The organism is Collinsella sp. HCP28S3_E12, from assembly GCF_052065595.1.
Lineage (GTDB): Bacteria > Actinomycetota > Coriobacteriia > Coriobacteriales > Coriobacteriaceae > Collinsella.
In genome coordinates this window covers 19,641-39,944 of the sequence record NZ_JBQHTS010000016.1, presented here as the reverse complement: position 1 = coordinate 39,944, position 20,304 = coordinate 19,641, and the positions used below count along the sequence as shown (strand labels likewise).

At 62.9% G+C, this 20,304-nt stretch carries 29 protein-coding genes; all 29 read left to right on the top strand.

Features of this window, described 5'->3' with window-relative positions; all coding sequences use genetic code 11:
- The 29 genes from ACTNBY_RS07310 (at position 1) to ACTNBY_RS07170 (ending at position 20,271) form a co-directional block, all read left to right on the top strand.
- Complete coding sequence (locus ACTNBY_RS07310) at positions 1-1,134, top strand: hypothetical protein (RefSeq protein ID WP_441063945.1); 1,134 nt, start codon at positions 1-3, stop codon at positions 1,132-1,134.
- Positions 1,135-1,349: 215 nt separating this feature from the next.
- Positions 1,350-1,994 carry a DUF7172 family protein gene (locus tag ACTNBY_RS07305; protein ID WP_441031697.1) on the top strand — a complete coding sequence of 215 codons (645 nt, stop codon included), beginning with the start codon at positions 1,350-1,352 and terminating at the stop codon, positions 1,992-1,994.
- A gap of 24 nt (positions 1,995-2,018) precedes the next feature.
- The gene (locus tag ACTNBY_RS07300) at positions 2,019-3,866 is read left to right on the top strand and encodes a hypothetical protein (protein ID WP_441063944.1); all 1,848 of its coding nucleotides are present in this window, start codon (positions 2,019-2,021) and stop codon (positions 3,864-3,866) included.
- A gap of 2 nt (positions 3,867-3,868) precedes the next feature.
- Positions 3,869-4,519, top strand: a complete 651-nt coding sequence (locus ACTNBY_RS07295) for a hypothetical protein (RefSeq protein ID WP_441031701.1) — start codon at positions 3,869-3,871, stop codon at positions 4,517-4,519.
- A gap of 1 nt (position 4,520) precedes the next feature.
- On the top strand, positions 4,521-5,213 hold the full coding sequence (locus tag ACTNBY_RS07290) for a LamG-like jellyroll fold domain-containing protein (RefSeq protein WP_441052916.1): 693 nt from the start codon (positions 4,521-4,523) through the stop codon (positions 5,211-5,213).
- A gap of 189 nt (positions 5,214-5,402) precedes the next feature.
- On the top strand, positions 5,403-6,758 hold the full coding sequence (locus tag ACTNBY_RS07285; protein WP_441031704.1) for a peptidoglycan DD-metalloendopeptidase family protein: 1,356 nt from the start codon (positions 5,403-5,405) through the stop codon (positions 6,756-6,758).
- A gap of 21 nt (positions 6,759-6,779) precedes the next feature.
- Positions 6,780-7,202 carry a hypothetical protein gene (locus ACTNBY_RS07280; RefSeq protein WP_441062897.1) on the top strand — a complete coding sequence of 141 codons (423 nt, stop codon included), beginning with the start codon at positions 6,780-6,782 and terminating at the stop codon, positions 7,200-7,202.
- A gap of 8 nt (positions 7,203-7,210) precedes the next feature.
- Positions 7,211-8,407, top strand: a complete 1,197-nt coding sequence (locus ACTNBY_RS07275; RefSeq protein ID WP_441032689.1) for a DUF4185 domain-containing protein — start codon at positions 7,211-7,213, stop codon at positions 8,405-8,407.
- Between the two features lie 453 nt (positions 8,408-8,860).
- Positions 8,861-9,235: a hypothetical protein gene (locus ACTNBY_RS07270; RefSeq protein ID WP_441031710.1), complete on the top strand. Its 375-nt coding sequence runs from the start codon at positions 8,861-8,863 to the stop codon at positions 9,233-9,235.
- 77 nt (positions 9,236-9,312) lie between these two features.
- The gene (locus tag ACTNBY_RS07265) at positions 9,313-9,600 is read left to right on the top strand and encodes a hypothetical protein (protein WP_441031712.1); all 288 of its coding nucleotides are present in this window, start codon (positions 9,313-9,315) and stop codon (positions 9,598-9,600) included.
- Between the two features lie 52 nt (positions 9,601-9,652).
- A complete protein-coding gene (locus ACTNBY_RS07260; RefSeq protein WP_441031713.1) occupies positions 9,653-10,663 on the top strand; it encodes a helix-turn-helix domain-containing protein in 1,011 nt (336 codons plus the stop codon).
- Positions 10,656-11,156 (top strand): hypothetical protein, encoded by a 501-nt coding sequence (locus tag ACTNBY_RS07255; protein ID WP_441031715.1) that lies wholly within the window; start codon positions 10,656-10,658, stop codon positions 11,154-11,156. The genes ACTNBY_RS07260 and ACTNBY_RS07255 overlap by 8 nt, the downstream gene beginning before the upstream one ends.
- Complete coding sequence (locus ACTNBY_RS07250) at positions 11,153-11,500, top strand: HNH endonuclease signature motif containing protein (RefSeq protein WP_441032685.1); 348 nt, start codon at positions 11,153-11,155, stop codon at positions 11,498-11,500. Before ACTNBY_RS07255 ends, ACTNBY_RS07250 begins: the two co-directional genes overlap by 4 nt.
- Entirely contained in the window at positions 11,485-12,384 is a 900-nt protein-coding gene (locus ACTNBY_RS07245) for a YqaJ viral recombinase family protein (RefSeq protein WP_441031717.1), read from the top strand. The genes ACTNBY_RS07250 and ACTNBY_RS07245 overlap by 16 nt, the downstream gene beginning before the upstream one ends.
- Positions 12,385-12,464: 80 nt before the next feature.
- Positions 12,465-12,743: a hypothetical protein gene (locus ACTNBY_RS07240; protein ID WP_441031719.1), complete on the top strand. Its 279-nt coding sequence runs from the start codon at positions 12,465-12,467 to the stop codon at positions 12,741-12,743.
- 2 nt (positions 12,744-12,745) lie between these two features.
- Entirely contained in the window at positions 12,746-13,621 is an 876-nt protein-coding gene (gene bet / locus ACTNBY_RS07235; protein ID WP_441031721.1) for a phage recombination protein Bet, read from the top strand.
- 2 nt (positions 13,622-13,623) lie between these two features.
- Positions 13,624-14,088: a single-stranded DNA-binding protein gene (locus tag ACTNBY_RS07230; protein ID WP_441031723.1), complete on the top strand. Its 465-nt coding sequence runs from the start codon at positions 13,624-13,626 to the stop codon at positions 14,086-14,088.
- A 20-nt stretch (positions 14,089-14,108) separates the two neighbouring features.
- Positions 14,109-14,483 carry a hypothetical protein gene (locus ACTNBY_RS07225; RefSeq protein WP_441032680.1) on the top strand — a complete coding sequence of 125 codons (375 nt, stop codon included), beginning with the start codon at positions 14,109-14,111 and terminating at the stop codon, positions 14,481-14,483.
- Complete coding sequence (locus ACTNBY_RS07220) at positions 14,467-15,768, top strand: replicative DNA helicase (RefSeq protein ID WP_441031727.1); 1,302 nt, start codon at positions 14,467-14,469, stop codon at positions 15,766-15,768. The genes ACTNBY_RS07225 and ACTNBY_RS07220 overlap by 17 nt, the downstream gene beginning before the upstream one ends.
- A 123-nt stretch (positions 15,769-15,891) precedes the next feature.
- Positions 15,892-16,179, top strand: a complete 288-nt coding sequence (locus ACTNBY_RS07215) for a hypothetical protein (protein ID WP_343095466.1) — start codon at positions 15,892-15,894, stop codon at positions 16,177-16,179.
- 51 nt (positions 16,180-16,230) lie between these two features.
- Positions 16,231-16,530, top strand: a complete 300-nt coding sequence (locus tag ACTNBY_RS07210; protein ID WP_441031730.1) for a hypothetical protein — start codon at positions 16,231-16,233, stop codon at positions 16,528-16,530.
- Positions 16,531-16,582: 52 nt separating this feature from the next.
- A complete protein-coding gene (locus tag ACTNBY_RS07205) occupies positions 16,583-16,765 on the top strand; it encodes a hypothetical protein (protein WP_428280620.1) in 183 nt (60 codons plus the stop codon).
- Positions 16,766-16,785: 20 nt separating this feature from the next.
- Entirely contained in the window at positions 16,786-17,217 is a 432-nt protein-coding gene (locus tag ACTNBY_RS07200) for a hypothetical protein (RefSeq protein WP_441031733.1), read from the top strand.
- Positions 17,210-17,494: a hypothetical protein gene (locus ACTNBY_RS07195; RefSeq protein ID WP_435546638.1), complete on the top strand. Its 285-nt coding sequence runs from the start codon at positions 17,210-17,212 to the stop codon at positions 17,492-17,494. Before ACTNBY_RS07200 ends, ACTNBY_RS07195 begins: the two co-directional genes overlap by 8 nt.
- Before the next feature lie 15 nt (positions 17,495-17,509).
- Positions 17,510-17,962, top strand: coding sequence for a hypothetical protein (locus tag ACTNBY_RS07190; protein WP_441032675.1), 453 nt, complete (start codon positions 17,510-17,512; stop codon positions 17,960-17,962).
- A 157-nt stretch (positions 17,963-18,119) separates the two neighbouring features.
- A complete protein-coding gene (locus ACTNBY_RS07185; RefSeq protein WP_343100140.1) occupies positions 18,120-18,425 on the top strand; it encodes a hypothetical protein in 306 nt (101 codons plus the stop codon).
- 45 nt (positions 18,426-18,470) lie between these two features.
- Complete coding sequence (locus tag ACTNBY_RS07180; protein ID WP_441031736.1) at positions 18,471-19,241, top strand: pentapeptide repeat-containing protein; 771 nt, start codon at positions 18,471-18,473, stop codon at positions 19,239-19,241.
- A 2-nt stretch (positions 19,242-19,243) separates the two neighbouring features.
- Positions 19,244-20,101 (top strand): helix-turn-helix domain-containing protein, encoded by an 858-nt coding sequence (locus ACTNBY_RS07175; protein WP_441031738.1) that lies wholly within the window; start codon positions 19,244-19,246, stop codon positions 20,099-20,101.
- Entirely contained in the window at positions 20,098-20,271 is a 174-nt protein-coding gene (locus tag ACTNBY_RS07170) for a hypothetical protein (RefSeq protein ID WP_441032671.1), read from the top strand. The genes ACTNBY_RS07175 and ACTNBY_RS07170 overlap by 4 nt, the downstream gene beginning before the upstream one ends.
- The last annotated feature ends 33 nt before the right edge of the window (positions 20,272-20,304 follow it).

Sequence of the window (20,304 nt, the reverse complement as noted above, 5' to 3'; positions counted from 1 at the left end):
ATGCCGACGTTGGGACAACCGAGGTGGGGCGCGACCATCGCGGAGCCTTCCGGGCGGATCATCTGGCAGTCCGGTGAGGACATTAGCGACTGGGACTTCGACCGGGTGCTGTGCGACATCTCGAAGGCGAGTATCAAAATCGCGGCATCGCCGGTGTTGTGCTCCCGCGTGGAGCCGTGGCTGCACACCCTCACATTCTGGGCGGGTAGCGAGGTCGCGTGGCACGGTCTGGTGACGGAGACGAAGGCGGCGAAGGGGTCGCTGACCGTCACCGCGTCGGATGGTGCCTGTCTGTTTAAGCGCCGTCGGCTCCCGTCCGGGCGGTTCTGGGATCAACGCGACGCATCGCAGGTGATGCAGCAGCTCGTGGTGGATGGGATGGGCCCGTCCGACCCGCTGCACATCGCTGATCACATTCACGCCCTGGACTCCCGAATCTGGGTCGTGGTGAACGAGACGGCTAACAGTGTCCTCGTGGATGATGTGGTCGATGATCTGACCGAGGTTGGGTTGGAGTGGACGTTTGTCGGCGGGTCGTTGATGGTCGGACCGGTCGGGGCTCGGCATCGTACCGCACCACTGTCGGATCGGCACCTCGGCGATGATGTCGTTGTGACGAAGGTTGGCAAGGATGTGGTTACTGACGTGCTCGTCAAGGGTGAGGGTGTGTGGGCGCAGCGGGCGATTGAGGATGACCGGATCGTCCTCCAGTCCATCGTGAAGGGAAACAAGCTCGCTACGGTTCAGGAGTGCGAGACGAAGGCGCAGGCGACGTTGGACCAGTTCGCGGTCGCCCCGGTGGCGGTGAGTGTCGGTGGGGCTGGGTTACGCGCCGACGCGCCGGTTTCGTTGCATGAGCTCGTTCCCGGCGTGCGTGTGCCTGTCTCGTCGGTTCAGACCGGCGTGCGGGTCGGCTGCGACCTGATGATCGAAAAGGTTGCGTTCTCACCGGATGGGATCAAACTGTCCCTCGTTCCTCCGTCGGTGTCGTGGGAGGCTCGCGAGGAGTTCCCGCCGCCGTTGACGAACGACTTCAAGTCGCCGTGGGAGAAGGAGCAGGCCGGTAAGGCCAACGCTTCGCAGAAGGATAAGGCCGACGATGCGGACTGGGTCAAGCCCGGAACGCCGTTATAGGAGAGCAGGATCATGGGTAGGACAGCGCGGACGGATGCGGAGTACATCGCGGAGTTGGAGCGGCGTGTCAGGCGGCTGGAGCGCGCTCTGGGGCCGTGGCAGTTGAGTGTGGGCCGGTATGGGGACCTCGTCGCCGATAATCTGGACACCGGAGTGAGAACCGTTGTAGCCCGGCGTGAGTCGGAGCCGCAGGGTAAGAAGGAGACATAGAGGTTATGGCTAACACCATTTGCACATCCCGTCAGTTCTCGACCGAGAACGGGGTGCTGCATCTATCACGGGCCGCGATGCCCCGCGTGGTGCTGGAGACTCGCACGCCCTCGGTTAATGACGGGGAGATTAAAGAGCACTCGCCGATTGATAACCAGAAGATTCTGATTGAGCAGCGCGGGCACTGGAAGAACGACTTCGGAGTTCCTGTGACGGTTCAGGTTCAGATCCAACGCGCTCGCCGAACCATGAGCACGACGTGTCCGCACACTGTGTTTCTCCGAGAGTCGTACACGACGCGGGTCGGGACCGATGGGCTTACGCAAATCATGGCCCCGGAGCCGACGACGGAGCCGACGTGGAACACGGAGTGGGGCGCGGGCCTGTTCGCACCGTTCAATGGGATGGGTGGGGACGAGTGGCCCCCGATTACGACGTGGCAGTCCACCCCGGAAGCCACCTCGACGCTGGACCAGATTCGCGTTCCAGCGGGACAATCGCTGGACGTTCGGTTCCGCGTCTCACTGGTGACGAACGCTTACGTCCGGGTGCCGTGGGGCGATGCTCACCCGCGCGATGGTAGGCCGACCGCGTTCGTCTGGGCATTCTCGAACACCATGCGATTCTTCGCCTTCCCCGACCCCGTATAGCTCGACTAGATAGGACACACAACAATGGCACTTGAACAGGATTACGGACGCATCCCCGTCCCGGCGGATAACGTTCCCGAGTTCGGTGTGGTGGTGCGCATCCAGGGCACTCACGCCGTCCTCACCGCCGACCGGGATGGGAAGCCGACCCCGTTCCTCCGACACAACGAGCAGATGATGGTGCGGTTCACCCCGCACATCAAGCAGTTGCTGGAGGAAGGGTGGGTCGATCTGATCGACTACATTGAGTTCCCCGCGGCGGCGCAGTACTTCCCCACTATGGCGGAGGTGTTCCAGATGATCGAGGACCGGGCTAAGACGCTGCCCGGCGAGTCGGTGCTGGGCATCCGCGTGGATGGGGATGCGCTGGTGATGCGGGTAGGCCGGGACTTGGAAACGTCCCGCGAAGTCCGGGCGGTGATTCCACAGTTCGGTGATTTGTCGGCGCAGGTTGAGCAGGCGGAGACGGCTGCGCTTCGGTCGGAAATGGCTGTGGAGCAGGTGATGAACCTGGTGAAGGACGCGGCGCAGGTCGCGGCGGATCAGGTGTCGGTGGAAGCGGAGCAGTACGCTGCGCTCGCTGCTGCTGCTGCGGAGCGTTCCGTCACGGCGGCGGAGGAAGCGACGCGACAGGTCGAGTCCATCGGCACGGTCGCCGGGCCGGAGGGTCCACGCGGGCCGGAGGGGCCGATGGGTCCGCAGGGTCCGCAGGGTCCGCAGGGTCCGCAGGGTCCGCAGGGCCCGAAGGGCGACACTGGTGCTGCGGGTAAGGACGGTAAGGACGGCGCTTCGGTGTCGTACGAGTCGATGGTCGCGACTTACGCTGATCTCCCGAAGGGTTTGTCCTCGTCTGATAAGGGCAAGGGCTGGGTTGTCACCGCTGATGGTCGGATTTACGTGTGGGATGGGGCGAAGTTCCCGCCCGAGGGCGCTGCACCATTGTTCCGTGGCCCGCAGGGCGAGACTGGTCCGCGCGGCCCGCAGGGCATCCAAGGCACGCAGGGCCCGAAGGGCGATACTGGCCCGCAGGGTCCGATGGGTCCGCAGGGTCCGAAGGGCGATGTTGGGCCGACCGGTCCGAAGGGTGATACCGGGCTTCAAGGTGTGCAGGGTCCGAAGGGCGATACCGGCCTACCCGGTAAGGACGGTCGGTCGTTGATCGTTCGCGGGGAGGTCGCATCCTCGGCATCACTGCCCCCATCGGCGGCGGTGGGTGACACCTACGTCATGACCGATAGCGGTAAAGCTGTGATGTGGAATGGTACGTCGTGGTCGGACCCGTTTGCGTTCGTCGGTCCGCAGGGACCGCAGGGTGATAGGGGACTCCGCGGCGATACTGGCCCGCAGGGTCCGCAGGGCCCGGCTGGCCCGGCTGGCACCCTATCGGCTGACCAGGCGACCGCGCTGTTTGGCGCGCCGTCGTTCCGCACGAAGCCCTACGGTGTGCTCCGCTGGACCGGGCCGCAGTACGACCCGCCAGCAGCACGGTTTACCCGTATGCGCGCCTACTCGGACGGGAGGCTCGTTGTCGGCAAGAACTACGGTGGCGTGGCGAACGCATCCACGAATGATCCGTACCTCGTCGCCCCGGTTGATGGGTGGTACAACCTGTACGCCCGGCAAGGTTTCGCCACCATCCCCGGCGCTAAGGGCTGCGGCCTGACAACGGACATTAACGCGGGTGATCGGGGGCTCGTGTTGTGGAACGATATTGGCTTCGGTCAGATCAGTATGGCGACCGGCGTGGAGTTCCTCACCGCAGGGACAAGGTTGTACCCGTGGATTTGGACGACCGAGGGTAACGCCGGGGCGACTGGCAACATCCGAGGAATGGAATCACAATTCCGCATGATCTTCCTAGCAGGAGCGTAACGATGGCTGAAATTAACTACGACGATCTACTCAATGAGATCATCGAGCAGATCAAGAATGACGATTCGGCGGACTCCGCGACGGTGGAGCGGCTGGTGCAGCGGCTCCGCGAGTTGCAGGCCACCGCGTCGGCGGAAGTCCTCGGTCGGAAAATCATCGCCGGGGACGGGCTCGCCGGGGGTGGGACGCTGGAGCAGGATGTGACACTCCGCCTGTCGGATGAAACGAACGAGTACATCCGGCTCGCGGCGGCTGCGACGACCCCGAAGCAGCTCGCGGAAGCGATCGCCCCGCTGCTGACGAAGGCCGAAGCCGGGGCGACCTACGCGACGAAGGCGGAAGCGAAGCCCGCCTACGTTATCCCGTTCAGCGTGCCGGGCACGATCAACGGCGAGGAAGTGTCCCCGCCCCTACTGATCGGCACGGGCGCGGCGGGGTTGAAGATCACGCATATCGGTGTCGCGGTCGGCACCCCCGGCTCGGCGGTGACTGTGACGCTGCGCGGTGGGGCGACCGGGTCTATTACCGTGGGGGATGGGGTGGTGTCGAAGCAGTCGGCGATGTCCGTCCCCATCACGGGCCCGGTGCGGGTTGCGATCTCGTCCGCGTCCTCGGCGGGTGTGACGGTTACGCTTCGGGTGCAGGAGTCCTAGCATGAGTATCAAGGACTGGGTCAGGACGGCGCGGGCGGTTCAGACACATGAGTCATTCGACGGGCGGCTCAACACGGGCGGGGCGATGATTGGCTCCCCGGTGTACGTGCAGGGCGTGGATGGTCAGGCGCTGTCGATTCCCGCGAACGCTGGTGCGACTATCCCGGTGTCGTCCGCTGCTGCTGCAGGCTACCCGGTGTCGGTATCACTGTGGTTCCGGTACTCTGCGAGCTCCGCGGTCGCGGAACTGTTTCAGTGGGGCAACATTCCCGGCATGGGTGCGCGGGTGTACGGCGCCAATTCGGTTTATCCTCCAGGCACGGTCGAGGGGTGGGTGCGGTTGTCCTCGGGCGGGTTCGCGCTCCGCGCCCGGTCGGAGCAGTTATCACCGGATCGGTGGCACCTCGTGACCCTCACCGTCGAGGGGACGACGATATGGGGCGGGTGCCGCGCCCGCATGTATATCAACGGCACGCTGGTTGCCGTGCAGTCGTATAGCGGCGGGCTGTTCAACCTCGTGAACTTCGACCGTCCCCGTACCATGACCGTCGGCGTGTCCGCCGGGGCGGTTGTGGTGGACGAGCTGATCATCCAGGAAGCGCTGCTCGGAGATTCCGAGGTTATGGGGCTATATCAGTCTGCGGAGTCGCTGACGCGGGGGACGAAGCGGAGCGGGTGGGGCGTGGTATTCTAGACCGCAAGCAGGACCAGTCCCCGCTGACCTCCAGACAGCAGATTGGGGGCCGGTTCCGAAGGGATTAAGGCCCGTGTTGCTACGACCTCCCCCTCGCCTAGTGGGCAGCTATGGCGAGGGGGCTTCCTCATGTATAGGGGACGGGGCGGTCGCGCCGGTTAGACTCAACCTATGAGCAGACAGTGGCCGATGCCGAAGAACACATTCACCATCACATCCCGGTTCGCGGGCAGGATCAACCCCGTGACGGGCCGACCAGAATCACACTCCGGAACAGATTTAGCCGCCCCGGACGGCACCCCGTTCTACGCCGTCCAGTCTGGAACTGTGCAGTACATCGGACCCGCTTCGGGCTATGGGCAGTGGATCGTCGTGGACTCGTCCGACGCGGACGGCGGGGGCTGCGTCGAGTACGGGCACATGTGGAACGCCTTCGCCACGGGGCTGAAACTGGGCGACCGGGTGGAGGTCGGGCAGCTGCTCGGCTACGTCGGGTCGAATGGCCAGTCCACGGGCCCGCACCTCCACGTCACGGTGTGGGAACGTGGCTACGGCGGGAAGCGCGTGGACCCGGAAACCTGGCTCCAGGACGCGGCCTACCCACCGCCCGGTGGTGGTCGCGCCCCCGTCACCGGCGAATCACCAGCCGGGGGCGATGTGCTCTTCGGCGTGGACATCTCGAACCATCAGAACGGCTTCTCGTTGCGCCGGGTGAAGGAGGAAGGCTTCGCGTTCACCATCATCAAGGCGACCGAGGGGACGTGGCGCGACCCGGTGTTCCGGTCGCACCTGGACGACGCGAAGGCTAACGGCGTGCTGGCCGCTGCTTACATCTACGTGCGCGAGGAAACATCGCCGGAGGATCACGCCGCCGCGCTGGAAGCGCAGCTACCCGAGAAGGACGTTCCCGTCGCACTCGACATCGAGGACAAGAGCGGCTACGACCCGGGCCTGTGGCACGGCATCGTGTCCGCGCTTCGCGGGCGGGGCTACCGGGTGATCCTGACCTACCTCCCCCGGTGGTACTGGACGAAGGCCGGGAAGCCTGACCTGTCCGGGCTCCCGCCGCTGTGGTCCTCGAACTACCCGTCCACGACCCCGGGTTACGCTTCGGCGCTGTACTCGACCGCAGGGGACGCTGGCTGGGCTGGTTACGGCGGTCTGGAGGTGGCGATGTGGCAGTTCACCGACCGGGCCGTCGTCGCCGGGATGAAGGTGGACGCGAACGCCTTCCGCGGCGGGATGGATAAGCTCCGCGCCCTGTTTCAGGGCGAGGGGAACACCACCCCGCCCGGGGCGGAAGTCGGCCCTCCAGTCTTCGCGTCGAAGCTGACCGCCGAGGACTACGCCCGACTGTCGTTCGAGCAGCTCGCCGGGTACAAGTACCGGCAGGACGGGCTCCCCGACTTCGCCGGGTGGGATGCCGAGTCGGTCATCGCGTCCGCGAAGAAGAAGCTAGCGGACACGGGCGCGTGCACGCCCGTCGAGCTGCTGTTCCTCGCTAACGAAGATCTGATCAACCGAATCAAGAAGGGTGAGAAGTAAGTGAAAATCAAGGGAATTGACGTGTCCATCATCGTTCGCGGGGTGATCTACGCCGCGGCGTTCGTGTTCTCGGCCGCGATGCTGCTGTCGGGTAAAGCGACGAGTGATCAGGCGCAGGCGTGGCTGGATTATGCCCCGGAGCTCGCTGGCATGGTCGCCGGTGGTCTAGCGCTGGTGAAGCTGAACCGCGGGTCGAACTCGACGGCGACCGAGGACGATGTTCAGGCCGCGCAGACCGCAGCCACCGTGGCCGCGATGGAGCGGATGTACCAAATGAGCCGGGAACTGCTCGACACCATCAACGAGAAGAAGCAGCCATACCAGTCGGTCGGCGCTGCGGACAGTAACCCTCCGATGGACGAGTCGGCGGAGTACGGTCAGCACGCAGCCCCGGTGAGTGTTGATCGTGCTGGTTCGCAGCACGGTTCCATCTACCCCGGATAGGAGCAGAAATGATGTCATTCATTAATCAGGTATTCAGCTGGGCGCGGAAGATCATCCCAGCATCCATCGTCCCCGACGTGCCGGTTGGCACGTTCATCCACACCTCGGCGGGCAACGGCGGGACTGACCAGCCCACGCAGCGGTTCGGCATCGGCGGGACAGACCTCGGCTTTTTGTTCGAGGGCGGCAAGTCCGTCAATGGCGGGAAGGCACTATGGGTCGGCGGTGTCTTCGGCGATACCTTCACCGGCGGGACACCGGGCCAGGGTGATTGGCGCTCGCCCGTGGGGCTCCGCTCGTCAAACCGGGATGTCACCACGCGTGGCATCGTGTGGGACAACGCAATCCACGGAATCAACTACGCGAACCAGATGTGGCCCTACCGGCACGTGGGCGAGTCCGGGACGGTGAACGGCAGGAACTTCGACGCATTTACCATCATCCCGAATGATGTGATTCAGCTCCCCGATGGGAACTACCTCGGCAACGGCTTCCGTGTGAAGCGGTGGGGCCAGGGCGGTGTGCAGCGGATGTGCTGGACCCTATCCGCAGCCTGGTTCTGGTCGAATGAACCGCACGCCGAGGTGTGGGACGTATGCCGTCACGAGAACAACCTGGGCACCCTATACGAGTGGGTGAATCGCGGACGCGATCATTACTTCCAGAACAACACTATGGTGATGCTGCCGGGCGACGAGAACGTCTATGTGTTCGGCACGCCGGAGGGGCGGAAGCGCGGCCCGGATAGCGGTATCTACCTCCGCCGGGCGAACTGGCGGCACCTATGCAACGACGCGTCGTGGGAGTTCTGGGGCTGGACCGGTACACGGTGGGAGTGGGGACGGCACATCAACCCGACCCCCATCCTTCTCCCCGACACGCCCGAAGGCGCGATCGGTGAAATCAATGCGCAGTACATCCACGGGAAGGTGGTGCTCACGTACTGCGACGAGAAGCGTGGCGTGATTGTTCGCCTGGCGGATCGCCCGGATGCGCTGTGGACGAAGTCGCGGGAGATCGTCACCCGCCTACAGGAACCGTCGATGTACGCGCCGAGCATCCATCCGTGGTCCCCGTCGCTGGAGGATGCCTACCTTCATCTATCGTCCTGGCGGCAGTGGGATGGACGGACGATTGACTACTGTGCTCGCGGCTACCGGGTAAACCTCACCGGGAACACCCCCGGGGCGGAGGGGGCGGCATGACCCTGCTGGAGAAGGAGAAGGAGCCACCACTGGTCCGGCTCCGCCGTGGGCTCGGGTCGCCCTGGACGGGGCTGGGAATCTACGGAGTCGGCACGCTCATTAAAGGCCTGTTCTACCTGCCGATGCTGGGGAACCCGAGTCGGCTCCCCGCCGTCGAGCAGTGGGGCGGTCCGAACCTGTGGGCATTTGTGTGGATCATCGTCGGTGCGTTCGCAATCTGCGCGGTGCTGACCCGCCGATGCGGAGCTATCGCCGCCGGGGGCCTGTTCTTTATCTACCTGATATGGGGAGGTATGTACCTAATCGCCGAGGTCTACGGTAACTACCCACTCGGGTCGATGGCGTCTGTGGTGTACCTACTGGTAGCTGCGACGATCTTCTGGGCGTTCTCGCGCCCCCGGTGGAGCAGATCATCGTCAAATCAACGCACTGCGAGGGTGAGGGAGATTCCGAATGAGCGAAAGCCTAGCCGCGGTCGTCGTCGGTCTGGTGGGCCTCGCCGGTGCCGTGCTGACCGCATTTATCACCGGCCTATTCGATAACCGGAAATCGGTCGCGGACCAGTATCAAGCCCTGGTGGACGATATTCAGGACTTCGCGAGCAATAAAGCTGCGGAGCAGGATAAGAAAATCAAGGTGCTAACCGCGAAGCTGGAGGACGTGCAGCGTGTCGTGGCGGAGCAGGGCGAGCAGCTCCGCGTGATTAGCAGCAAGTATGATCTGGCGATCGGGTTCATCCGGCGTGCGCATCAGGACAAGACGGTCGCGGATCTGCTTCCGCCGCTTCCGGAGCGGTTGTTGGATGATGTTCGTCGGCAGGTGTCGTGAGTGTTGTACCAGACCAGAAACTTCTGGTAAACTATACGTGTAAGATTCATATCCACAGGAAAGGCAGTACAAGCACCATGCAAGCCCCCGTGATCGGCTCCGCCGCCCTTCACCGACTATCCGAAGCCGACGCGAACAAGCGCGTCTACAGCATTCTCGATTGGATCATCAACCACGCCGACGACAACGGAGTCGTGGAAGTCTCGATGTCACAACTGACTAAGGTATTCAACGTGACTATTGCGATGATCCAGCAGCCACTCCAGCTACTCGAACAGCTCGGCCTGATCACCCGCGAACGACGTGGCCCCTACCCATCGGTTATCCGACTGACCCCCGTCGTCATCCCCACCCTGAAGCATTAAAAAGACCCCCCGCGCTAACGAGGGGTCCCAACTCACAGAAAGGCGTTCTGCTATGAACGACTATACACCAACGTCCGCATGGACCGCAACTTACGACCGAGATCGCCGGAAACTATGGGGCGAACCTGGGAGCGTGTGGACTGTCTTCGACATCCTCGCATCAATGGCTAACGGATCATCCGGGCGGTGCTGGCCGTCCGCGGCGTACATCGCGAAGGAAACCGGATTGAGCCGCGCGTCGGTGAAGAACGCGCTCCGCCGTCTTGACGAGCTCGGAGTGATCAGCGTCGAGCACCGGGAAGCGACAACGAGTGTTTTCACAGTCCCCCTGGCGACCATGAAGGGGGTTAAACCTGTAGCCGGGGGGGCGGGTAAATCCCTGCTCGAAACGGGGGGTAAGGATTTAACCCCAAATAAAGAATTAACTAATAAAAAATCATCTAACAACACGGGCGGCGCTCCGCGCCCGTCGGAGGATGTCTTCCACGAAGAACCGAAGGACACGTCGGCAGGGTGGATTGACGAGCGGACGGCTCACGCCGCCGCCGAAGCTGGCATCACGGCGATGGAGGACGAAGGGGTGCCACTGCGCACCATCGTGGAGCAGACGGCGCAGCGGGCGAACCAGTATCAGATCGTCACGGACCTGTCCCCGCTCCCTCGGACGATCCGCTCCGGTGAGTGGACGCTGGACCCGGAGGGTGATTGGCGGTCGGTGGCTCGCACCATCGTCGTCGGCAAGTGCGGCCCGGTTGAGGGCAGGATCATGAACATGTTCCTCGACGGCATCGCCCCCCTCGTCGCCACGGGGGAGGTTCCGCTGCACCTGATCGAGGAAGCCGCGGCATCCGGCGGTGGTGGCTTGTACGCCATCGGAGCTGTCCGGCACGTCGCGGTCGGCCTGTCGGCGCGTCGAATGTCGTGGTTGTGGCGCATCCGGGCGATCCGCAGGGGCGGCAGCGGCGGGCGGGTGATTGACACGATCATCCCGTCTCGGACGAGCGGTGTCACCACCCCAACCGAATTGTCATTTACCGAGATTGAGGAACCCGCTTATGCGTAATTTCACCGAAGCGCTCGCGGCCCGGTGCCGTGGCCTACTCGGAACCGACCAGGTTCGGATCACCGACGGGCAGACCATTATCCGCTGGACGGCGGAAGTCGAGATAGAGGGAGGGCCGTTCACGACGGCGACGTTCGAGGTCACACCCCGCCCGTTCACGATGGACGCGGTGAATGAGGTGTGCGCGGAGTACAGCGTGTATGACGGATTAGAGCTGGACATCGCCCTGACCGATCTCACCAAAATCATGCCGACAGTGTTCCCAGATAAACTCGAACGAGCTCGGGAACTAGTGCAGCACGACAGCGTCATGATCTACCCCAACGACGTGTACGACCGCGTCGAGTACGTGATCATTAACCCCGACTCTGGGCAGACCATCACCGGCGACGCGGCCCCGGACACCATCCCGCAGATCATGGCCCGCGACGCGGCCCCGAACGCGATCACGCTGGTGTTCGTCCCCGACAACCTCATTGGGGGCGTGTGGTGAAGGAGGGGTTCAGCGTCGAGGACAAGCGCATCATGAGCCGCCGGTCATACGGCGTGTGCGAGCTATGCAACAAAAAGCCGGGCGGGCACTACCACCACCGGAAGCCCCGCAGGATGGGCGGGGTTCATGGCGACGCTGATGCGGACGTGAACCGCCCGTCGAACGGGCTGGTTCTATGCGCGGCCTGTCACGACCGGGTGGAGTCCCGGCGCGGATGGGCGCACGACAATGGGCTGCTGCTGAAAGCGAACCAGCGACCCGAGGAAACACCGGCACGGCTTCCCCGCTACGGCGGGGCTGTGCTTCTGGACGATGAAGGAAACGTGGCATGGCAGATGTGGTAGATGTGCAAGCGATCATCAGTGAGCATGCGACCGTCGCGGAGGGCGTGGAGCCCGGAACGGCGGAATGGCGGCGCAGGGTCACCGCGTCGAAGATTGCGGGCATCATGGACTGCGACCCGTGGGGCGGAACCCCGTGGATCATGTGGCACCAGCTCGCCGGTCATTTCGACGCGCCCGAAGCGGATACCGAGGCGACCCGGCGCGGTCGGCACCTCGAAGCCGGTGTCGCTGATTGGTGGGCCGAGGACAACCCGGAATGGACCGTCACAACGTGCGGAACGTTCCAGTCGCGCCGGTGGACATGGGCCTACGCAACCCCCGACCGGCTGCTGGCAACCACGAGCCGCGTCGCGCTCATGGAGATCAAGACCCAGGCCGACACGAGCGGATGGGGAACGCCGGAAACCAACGGTGTCCCGCTGCACTACTGGCTCCAGGGCTTGTGGCAGTGCGCTGTCACTGGGCTGCGCGATGTCGTGTTCGTGGTCCTCGGCCCGTTCCTGGAGCTCACCGAGTATTGGGTCACCTACACTGATTTCGATATCGAAATGACGGTGGACACGATCGGGGAGTTCGTCGCGACGCTTCCGGGGGGTGTGTGCGAGCGGGAGCCGGAGCGGACGAATCCGTCCTCGGAGTGGCCGGTGTTGGCTGCTATGACCCCGGCGACGGTGCAGGCGGTTGAGGTGGGCGATGTGTATTTCGAGTACGCGGCTGCGAAGCTGCGCGAGAAGGAAGCGGCGGCGGAGTTGGATGCAGCTCGGTCGCGGGTCATCGTCGCCGGTGTGGATGGCGAGTGCATCACGGCGGATGGTCGTGTCGTGGCGACGCGGTCGGGCGATCGGTGGCGGTTTAAGCCGGTTCCGAAGCAGTGGCAGCGTTGAGGTTGATTTCCCCACAACTATCCGGTAAACTTTAAGTAGGTGTTTATGGTGAACACCGTGACCAGCATAGAAAGGCAAACATGCTCAACCCCGAAGCGCCATACGAGCGCTACCCAGACAACCACCCCTACATCCTCGACCCCGAGGGGACCGTCAGGAACAACCTCCCCGACATTATGGCCGACAACGGACTCGGCACCAACACCGAAGACCTACAGTGCCGCAACGAAATCATGCGAGCAATGGTCTACACCGCAGCCATGTTCGACAGCCCCGAAGACTTCGCCCGCTTCGCCCGCGTCACCGGTGACTCACTCCACCGCCTAGCCGACGAAGTCGAAAACACGGAGGACAGCTAACCATGACTGACCAGTACAGCAGCCGATCCCTCACCATCGCCGCCGAGCAGGACACTTTCACACCGGTGCAGATCGAAGCACTCCGATCCATCGGCCTACAAGGCGCAGCCCCCGCCGAGATTCAGGTGTTCTTCCACACGTGCAAGCGGACCGGCCTGGACCCCTTCGCCCGGCAGATCTACATGATCAACCGCCAGGGCAACTGGACGATCCAGACCGGCATCGACGGCTTCCGACTCGTCGCGCAGCGCACCACCGAGCGGACGCACGGAACGCTCGGATACGAGGACCCATTGTGGTGCGGACCGGACGGAGTGTGGCATGACGTGTGGGTCGCGGACGAGCCGCCGGTGGCATCGAAGTCCGTCGTGGTCCGTAACGGCGAGCGGTTCCCCGCCGTCGCCCTGTTCCGCGAGTACGTCGGAACCCGGTGGGATAAGAAGCTTGGCAAGAAGGTGCCGAACACGATGTGGCAGGAGAAGCCCGCCCTGATGCTGCAGAAGTGCGCCGCAGCCCTCGCCCTCCGGTCCGCGTTCCCCCTCGACCTATCCGGTGTCTACACCAACGACGAGGTTCAGGCCGACATTGTGGAGCCGGAGCGTCCCGCCGCGCCGCGTACCGATTCCCTCCACCCGGAGGGGTTCGACCCGGAGACGTGCACTCGCGAGGAACTGCAGGCGGCGTGGAAGCGGGCGAACGCGGCCCGGCAGGTGGGTGAGATGAACCGCATTTCGCAAATCGCCACGCGCCGGTTCAGCGGCGATAATGACAAGAACGGGCAGCAACCAGCCGACAAGGCCCCGGAGCAGGCCGAGCAGCCCGCCGAGGACACCACCATCATCGACGGCGAGACCGTCACAACCGACAAGGAGCAGTAGACATGAAGCAGGGAGAGAACCCCCTATTTTTCGAGGGCGGAGTCAAGGAAGACCCGCAAGTCCGGTACACACAGGACAACAAGCCGTGGGTCACCCTCGACGTAGCCAGCACGTCCCGCCGGTTCGACAAGGAAGCGAACGAGTGGGTGGACGGAACCACGACGTGGATTCCCGTCGCGCTGTTCGGCAACGGCGCGGAAGCAGTTGGCCAGCAGGTGCGGAAGGGAACAGTCGTCATGGTGTTCGGCAACCTCGTTCAGCGGTCGTGGACGACCGAGCAGGGCGAGCGCCGGAGCCGCCTGGAGTGCCGCGCATCATCCATCGGAGTCAAGTGCCGTAAGACCCGCGACGGCGCGGGCGCGGCCCCCGGCGCGGACATGGGCGACCCGTGGGGCTCCACCCCGTCCGGCAACACCGGCGGGGGAACCGGCGCGGCTGGGTTCGACAGCGACGAGCCGCCGTTCTGATGCGGTCCTGGAACCTCCCCATGTCGTTCACCCGCCCCCCACTGTCGCTCAACGACCGGGGACACTGGGCGAAGAAGGCGGCGGCGGTGGCGGCGGTGCGGAAGGAAGCAGCCTACCGCGCCCGCGCGACCGTCCCCCGGAACCTCGGCCACATCACCACCCGGCTCCACTACCTACCGCCGGATAACCGCCGCAGAGACGAGGACAACCTCGTCGCCACGGCGAAAGCGTGCTGGGACGGGCTTGTCGATGCGGGCATCGTCCCGGACGATACGAGCGAGTACATGACCAAGATCATGCCCAGGATCCATCACCACGAGAAAGGCCAGAAGCCGCGAATGTGGCTCGAAATCACCACCACCGGAAGCGAGGACACGAATGCAGCGGACAAGTAAATCGGACAACGTTTTCACACCGGTTGAGTCGGAAATGTTCGTCCTCGGCGCGATGATCCAGTCGCGCGATGCTACCGCCGAGATTCTGTCCTCGGGTATGAACCGGCAGATGTTCTACCGCCCGGATCACCAACTCGTTTTCGAGACAATCGAGCAGATGGAAGCGGAGGGGGCGCAGATTGACCCTGTGTTCCTCGCCGACCGGATCAACGCCGCTTCCGGGCGAACGATCGGAGATGTCGCCCAACTGATCTTCGACCTGATCTCAAAGGCCCCAACTCCGATTTCCGCGATGTACCACGCCGAGCGCGTGCGGGCGGGTTACCTACGCCGGGAATCGTACGCCGCCGCGGCGAAGATCAAGCAGCTATCGGAATCGCCCGAAGTCGAACCGATCGAGGTTGTGGAGCAGGCCCGCGCCGAGCTCGACAACCTAGGGACGGTCAGCGTGTCCGATGCCCCGTCAATGGTGGGCGACATGCTCGAAGCGACGCGGGACTACTACCGACAGGACACCGGGCGGATCACATGGTCGGGCTTCGAGTCCCTGGACTCCATCACGGGCGGGCTCAGGGCGGGGCAAATGATCATCGTCGCGGCCCGGCCCGGTATCGGTAAATCGACCCTCGCCCTGGACTTCGCCCGCAACGTCGCCCGCACCGACCGGGCGGCGTTGATGTTCTCCCTAGAAATGAGCAAGCAGGAAGTGACAGCACGGGCGATCAGCGCCGAGTGCTCCATCGACCTCGGGCGGTTCACGCACTCGACGCTGATGGATGATGAAGCGCAGCGGCTCGCGGATCACGCCGACGATATGAGCAACCTTCACTTGTGGGTGGATGATGCGCCGGGGATCACAATGGCGGAGATTCGGGCGAAGGCTCGGCGGTTAGCTCGCGAGCGCCCCCTGGGGTTGATGGTCGTGGACTACATCGGATTGATTAGCGCTGTGGGAAAGGTTGAGTCGCGGCAGATTGAGATTGCGCAGTACAGCCGGGCGCTGAAAATGCTCGCGAAGGAACTGGACTGTCCGGTTGTGGTGGTCGTGCAGTTGTCCCGGCAGGCGGAGATGAATGGCGCGCCGCGGCTGCACCACCTCCGTGAGTCGGGCGCGCTGGAGCAGGACGCGGATAAGGTCCTGTTGCTGTCGCGGAGTGATGGTGGTGATTTGACGGTTGATCTGGCGAAGAACCGCAGTGGTCAGCTGGGAAGCGTGGAGCTTACGCCGGTGCTGCATTACTGCCGGTTCATGGATCAGAAGTGGTCGCCGGGCGGGTATCAGTAGGGCGGTTCGGAAAAAAGTTTAAGTGTTTTTCGTTTTTTACTTGACTTACACCACCATATCACCTATACTATAGTTACAGGTTAAGGGAAAGGCCCGTAACCAACCACCAGAAAGGCAGAAACAATGAGCACCATCATCATCGAAAAGACCACCACCGAGAACCAGACCAACTGGACCGCCGGAGACCACACCCTCACCAAGAACACCTACGACAACGGCAGCGTCGAATGGCGGGTAACCAGCAACTTCAACACCAACTGCACCCTCCACATCGACCTCGCAACCAACGAACTGCGCTACGCAGCAGCCAGCACCACCGCAAAGGTCGAGGACATGGACAAGCTGATCGAAGAACTGCAAAACGTGAAGCAGATCGCCGAAGCCTTCCAGCAGATCATCGCCACCAACTAACCCCTCCACTCACCCCGCCCCCCGGGGCGGGAACACAGTAAGAAGCACACCATGACCATCGAGATCGACAAGTTCGACAACGTCGCAACATTCGAAACCTACGGCTACGTCCTCATTCGCGAAGAGCTAGACCCCGACTACATGGAACCAGGCGAACCGCCGGTCATGTGGCGCATCGCGTGCCGGAACATCGACAACACACGAATCGAGATGACCGTCAAGAACTTCACCAAGACCATCGAGTTCCACATCCTCGACACCCCACTCCAGGACATCGACACACACCTCAATAACGTGCAAATGGTCAAAACCATCGCCCGCATGTTCGAGTCCATCATGCAAGACGACTAACCCCCCATTCATCCCCGCCCCCCCGGGGCGGGACTCCAGAAAGGAAAACATCATGGCCGGTAAGCACCGCGCAGAAGATCGACACACCAGCAGCTACGACTACGAACTGATAGACGACTACTACGACGAACCCGTCACCATCATGGACTGGGTCGTGTTCATCGCCCTAATCATCATCGGCGGCACGTTCGGCTGGTTGCTGTTCCACTGGTTCAGCCCACTGTGGATGAACTAAGAGAGGGAGGACATACCACCATGAGCAAGAAAATCACCACCAAACCCGCTCCCCGCGCGAACGAGCTTCGCGACATCATCGCGGAGATCATCGGACGCGACGAGAACAAGAACGCCCCGGCGAAGGACCTCGCGACGATCATCGTGGGCGAGATGCTGAACGGCCAGTGGGTACGCAACGACCGCGAGCGCGCTATGGCCGCGAACGTTGGCCCGTCGCTGGTCATGACCTATCACCTGGATATGTCCGCAGACGAGTCTACTGGGTCTATCCACTGGACCACCACGAGCCCGAGCGAGTTGCTGGCGATGCTCGCGGAGACGGTTAGCTGGGCGATCAAGGAAGCGGAGGACGAGTTCCACGTCGCTGGCCCGGAGCTGCTGGCGATCCTGGTCGCGGCTATCGCGCACCACCGGGCAGAGGACGAGCGGAATGGGGGCGAGGATGACTAGCCCGCACCCCGCGGAGTCCCGCGCCCGCGACGAGCTCCGCACCGTCCTGATGAACCCGCCAGATGACCCTGGCGTGCTGCGGAGCCGCATGGTGGATGTGTTGAGCGAGTTGTGCCACGCGCCATTCGAGCGGTGGCCGCAGTGCGCCGTCGAGCTCCGACACATCATGCTCGCGCACCCGGAGACGGACAAGACGCAGCGCCCCGCCCGCGAATGGATGTGGAGCCGCTTGTCCACGATCGAGAAGATGCAATACAGGAAGACCAACAAGTTCTAGGAAGGACTGATCACAATGAAACTGCCGAAACTGCCCTATATAACGACCCTCGCGACGATGACGAGCGATAAGCGCGACGAGGACGAGCTGGTTCGGTGGCACGCCGAGCATATCGCCGATGGAATGGCGGTCGGGACCATCGACATGCTGGGTGACGTGTATGCCCGCCTACTGCTGGAGTCGCTGATTTCCACCGGGGTCTACTGGTCGTGGTGGGAGCTGGTGACAATGGAGGACGAGAACACGGTGCGGTTCGAGCTTGTGGACCGGACTGTCGTGGTGACTTTCGAGCGGCTATTTGAGCGGCTCAACGAGATTAGTCTGCCGGGTGAGGGGCGGTTCGTGGACGAGTTTAACCAGCGGTTGACTGACCGGGACTACGAGGGTCTGTATGGGATGTGTTCGGACTCGGCGCAGGCGGATGATGTGCTGCAAATGCTGCTGTTCGGTCGGGAGGTGTTTGCATAATTGTGTGCGTGACCTGCGTGTTTGATGGTCGCGAAAAAATGTCAAAGTTTTTTAAAAAAAGTTGCAAAATAACTTGTACGACATGACTAGATGGTATATACTATAGTTACAGGTTAAGGAAACACCTTAACCACCACCACAGAAAGGACAGCCCACAATGATCACCATGGTTACCAAGACCGGAACCTACCGAGGACACACCCCCTGGACCATCGCCCGCCGACTCCACGGCACCAAAGCACAAATCAAGTGGAGCACCGACCCAAACAACCCAGAACGCGGAACCATCGTTGAGAAGAACGGGGTGAATACCTACACCGTACTCGGAACCATCCTCGACATCACCAACGCCGACGGCACCGATTGGACCATCAACGACCGCATGGCCGAGTTGAAGCTCGACCCAGAAATCGACGATGCGTTCTTCGACACCGCAACCGGCGAAGAAATCATCATCCACTAACCCAAAGCCCCATCCGGGGCGGGCCACCCACAGAAAGGCACCACCATGAAACAAGTCATCGACGGGCTTGTTCAATTCAACCAAGCAATCAAGAAAGCACGGCTCACCGATGGGACCTTCACCCTCCAGGGCTACACCATCACCGACGTGAACCTCGGAGACATCACCATCACCGGCGGCGAGTTTGTCGACTGCACCTTCTACGGAAACGACCTAGCCGACGGCGGGTTCACCCGCACCGCCTTCACCGAATGCCGATTCGAGTTCCTCGGAGCCACCGACGCGGAGATGCGCGAGAACGATTTCAAGGACTGCTACTTCCGGGGGCTCGACGCGCTCCGCGCGGACTTCACCGGAAGTCAGTTTGAGGGCTGCACCCTCCAAACCACCGTGTTCATCAACACGAATCTGGAGAACACCATGTTCTTCGACTGCGAGCTGTACGGCGCGACCATGACCCTCGCGAACCTCAAAAAAGCAGGATTTATCAAGTGCAACTTCCGCAACTCCAGCGCGACGTATGCGAACTTCACGATGACGAACCTCACGGACTCGAACCTGTCCGGACTGTCGTGGTGCGGCTCGGTGCTTTCCAACACGCCCCTGGGCACGGTGTACCTGATGCCGACGGGCCGCGGTCTGGTGGTAGACGCGCTCGGGAAGCACCTCACACTGGACGAGTTCGCGGAACTGACGTTCAAGGAGGAACCGGCGAAAACTGCCGCGGTTGAGGGTATTCACCAGCTCGCCGCAGCACACCACCTGTCGTACGCGGATGATCTCGAAACAACAGTGTCCAAATGGAAGGAGCAGTGATTATGGAAGCCAAGAAGGCCACTCCCGAACAGCCGCCCCATGCCGACATTTGCGCATCACCCAAGTGCCCGAACCACGCCCTACGCGAAGTCGGGTACTGCAAGAAGCACGCCTACCTCCACGGCGCGGTTCACCACAAAGTCTCGCCCGTCATGGCCTGCAACCATATCAACTGGCTACTACAGACCGGCTCGACCCGGACGGGAGTCGCGACCGCATCCGGTCTATCCACCGAGACCGTGGACCGCATCCTCAACGAGAACACCACGGCGATCCAGCAGCGCACACACAACGCGGTCCTGGGAACCCCGCCGAGCCGGTCCATTCAGAAGATCAGCACGTGGCAGCTCGCCCGGCGTATCCGCGCCCTCCGCGCCGCCGGGTGGACGGTCAGCGACATCGCCACCGACAGCGGCCTATCGCTCCCCACGATCCTCCACATCCAGCATGAGAGGTGGCCCACGGTCCAGCGACGCACGGCGATCAGCCTGCGCGACACCTACAGCCGTCTATCGTCCCTCCCGGTGAAGAAACCGCACTACCGCGTCGCGAGACAGGGCTGGGCGCTCCCGATGGAGTGGGACAACATCGACGACCCCAACGAGCACCGCGACCGCCCGCCCCTGGGCGACGACAACCCGGGAAACATCGACAAGACCCGCATCCCGGTGGATGACCAGCTGCTCGCGAAGCTCCGAGAACTCGTCGCACACTACGGCAGCATGGCCGAAGCGGCGCGGCATCTCGGGTGGGACGGGAGCCGGGTCCGTACATACCTTACCGGGCGGGTGAAGTCCATCCAGGAGCGCACGTACATCCGAATCATGAATCACCAACCAGAACAGGAAGACAAGCAATGAGCATCAACCGACACCGAATGGCCACCTACATCACCATCGCTACTACGGCGGCGATTATCGCCGTGAAGGCACAGCCCGGGACCAAGACTCACACAGCATCCGCCGAGCTCGCCACCGCGATGCTCGCGAACGTCATCGCCCGCGCCGTGAAGGCCAGGTGTGGAAAGTGACGTACCTCGACCCTCGCAAACTCCGCGTGCGGT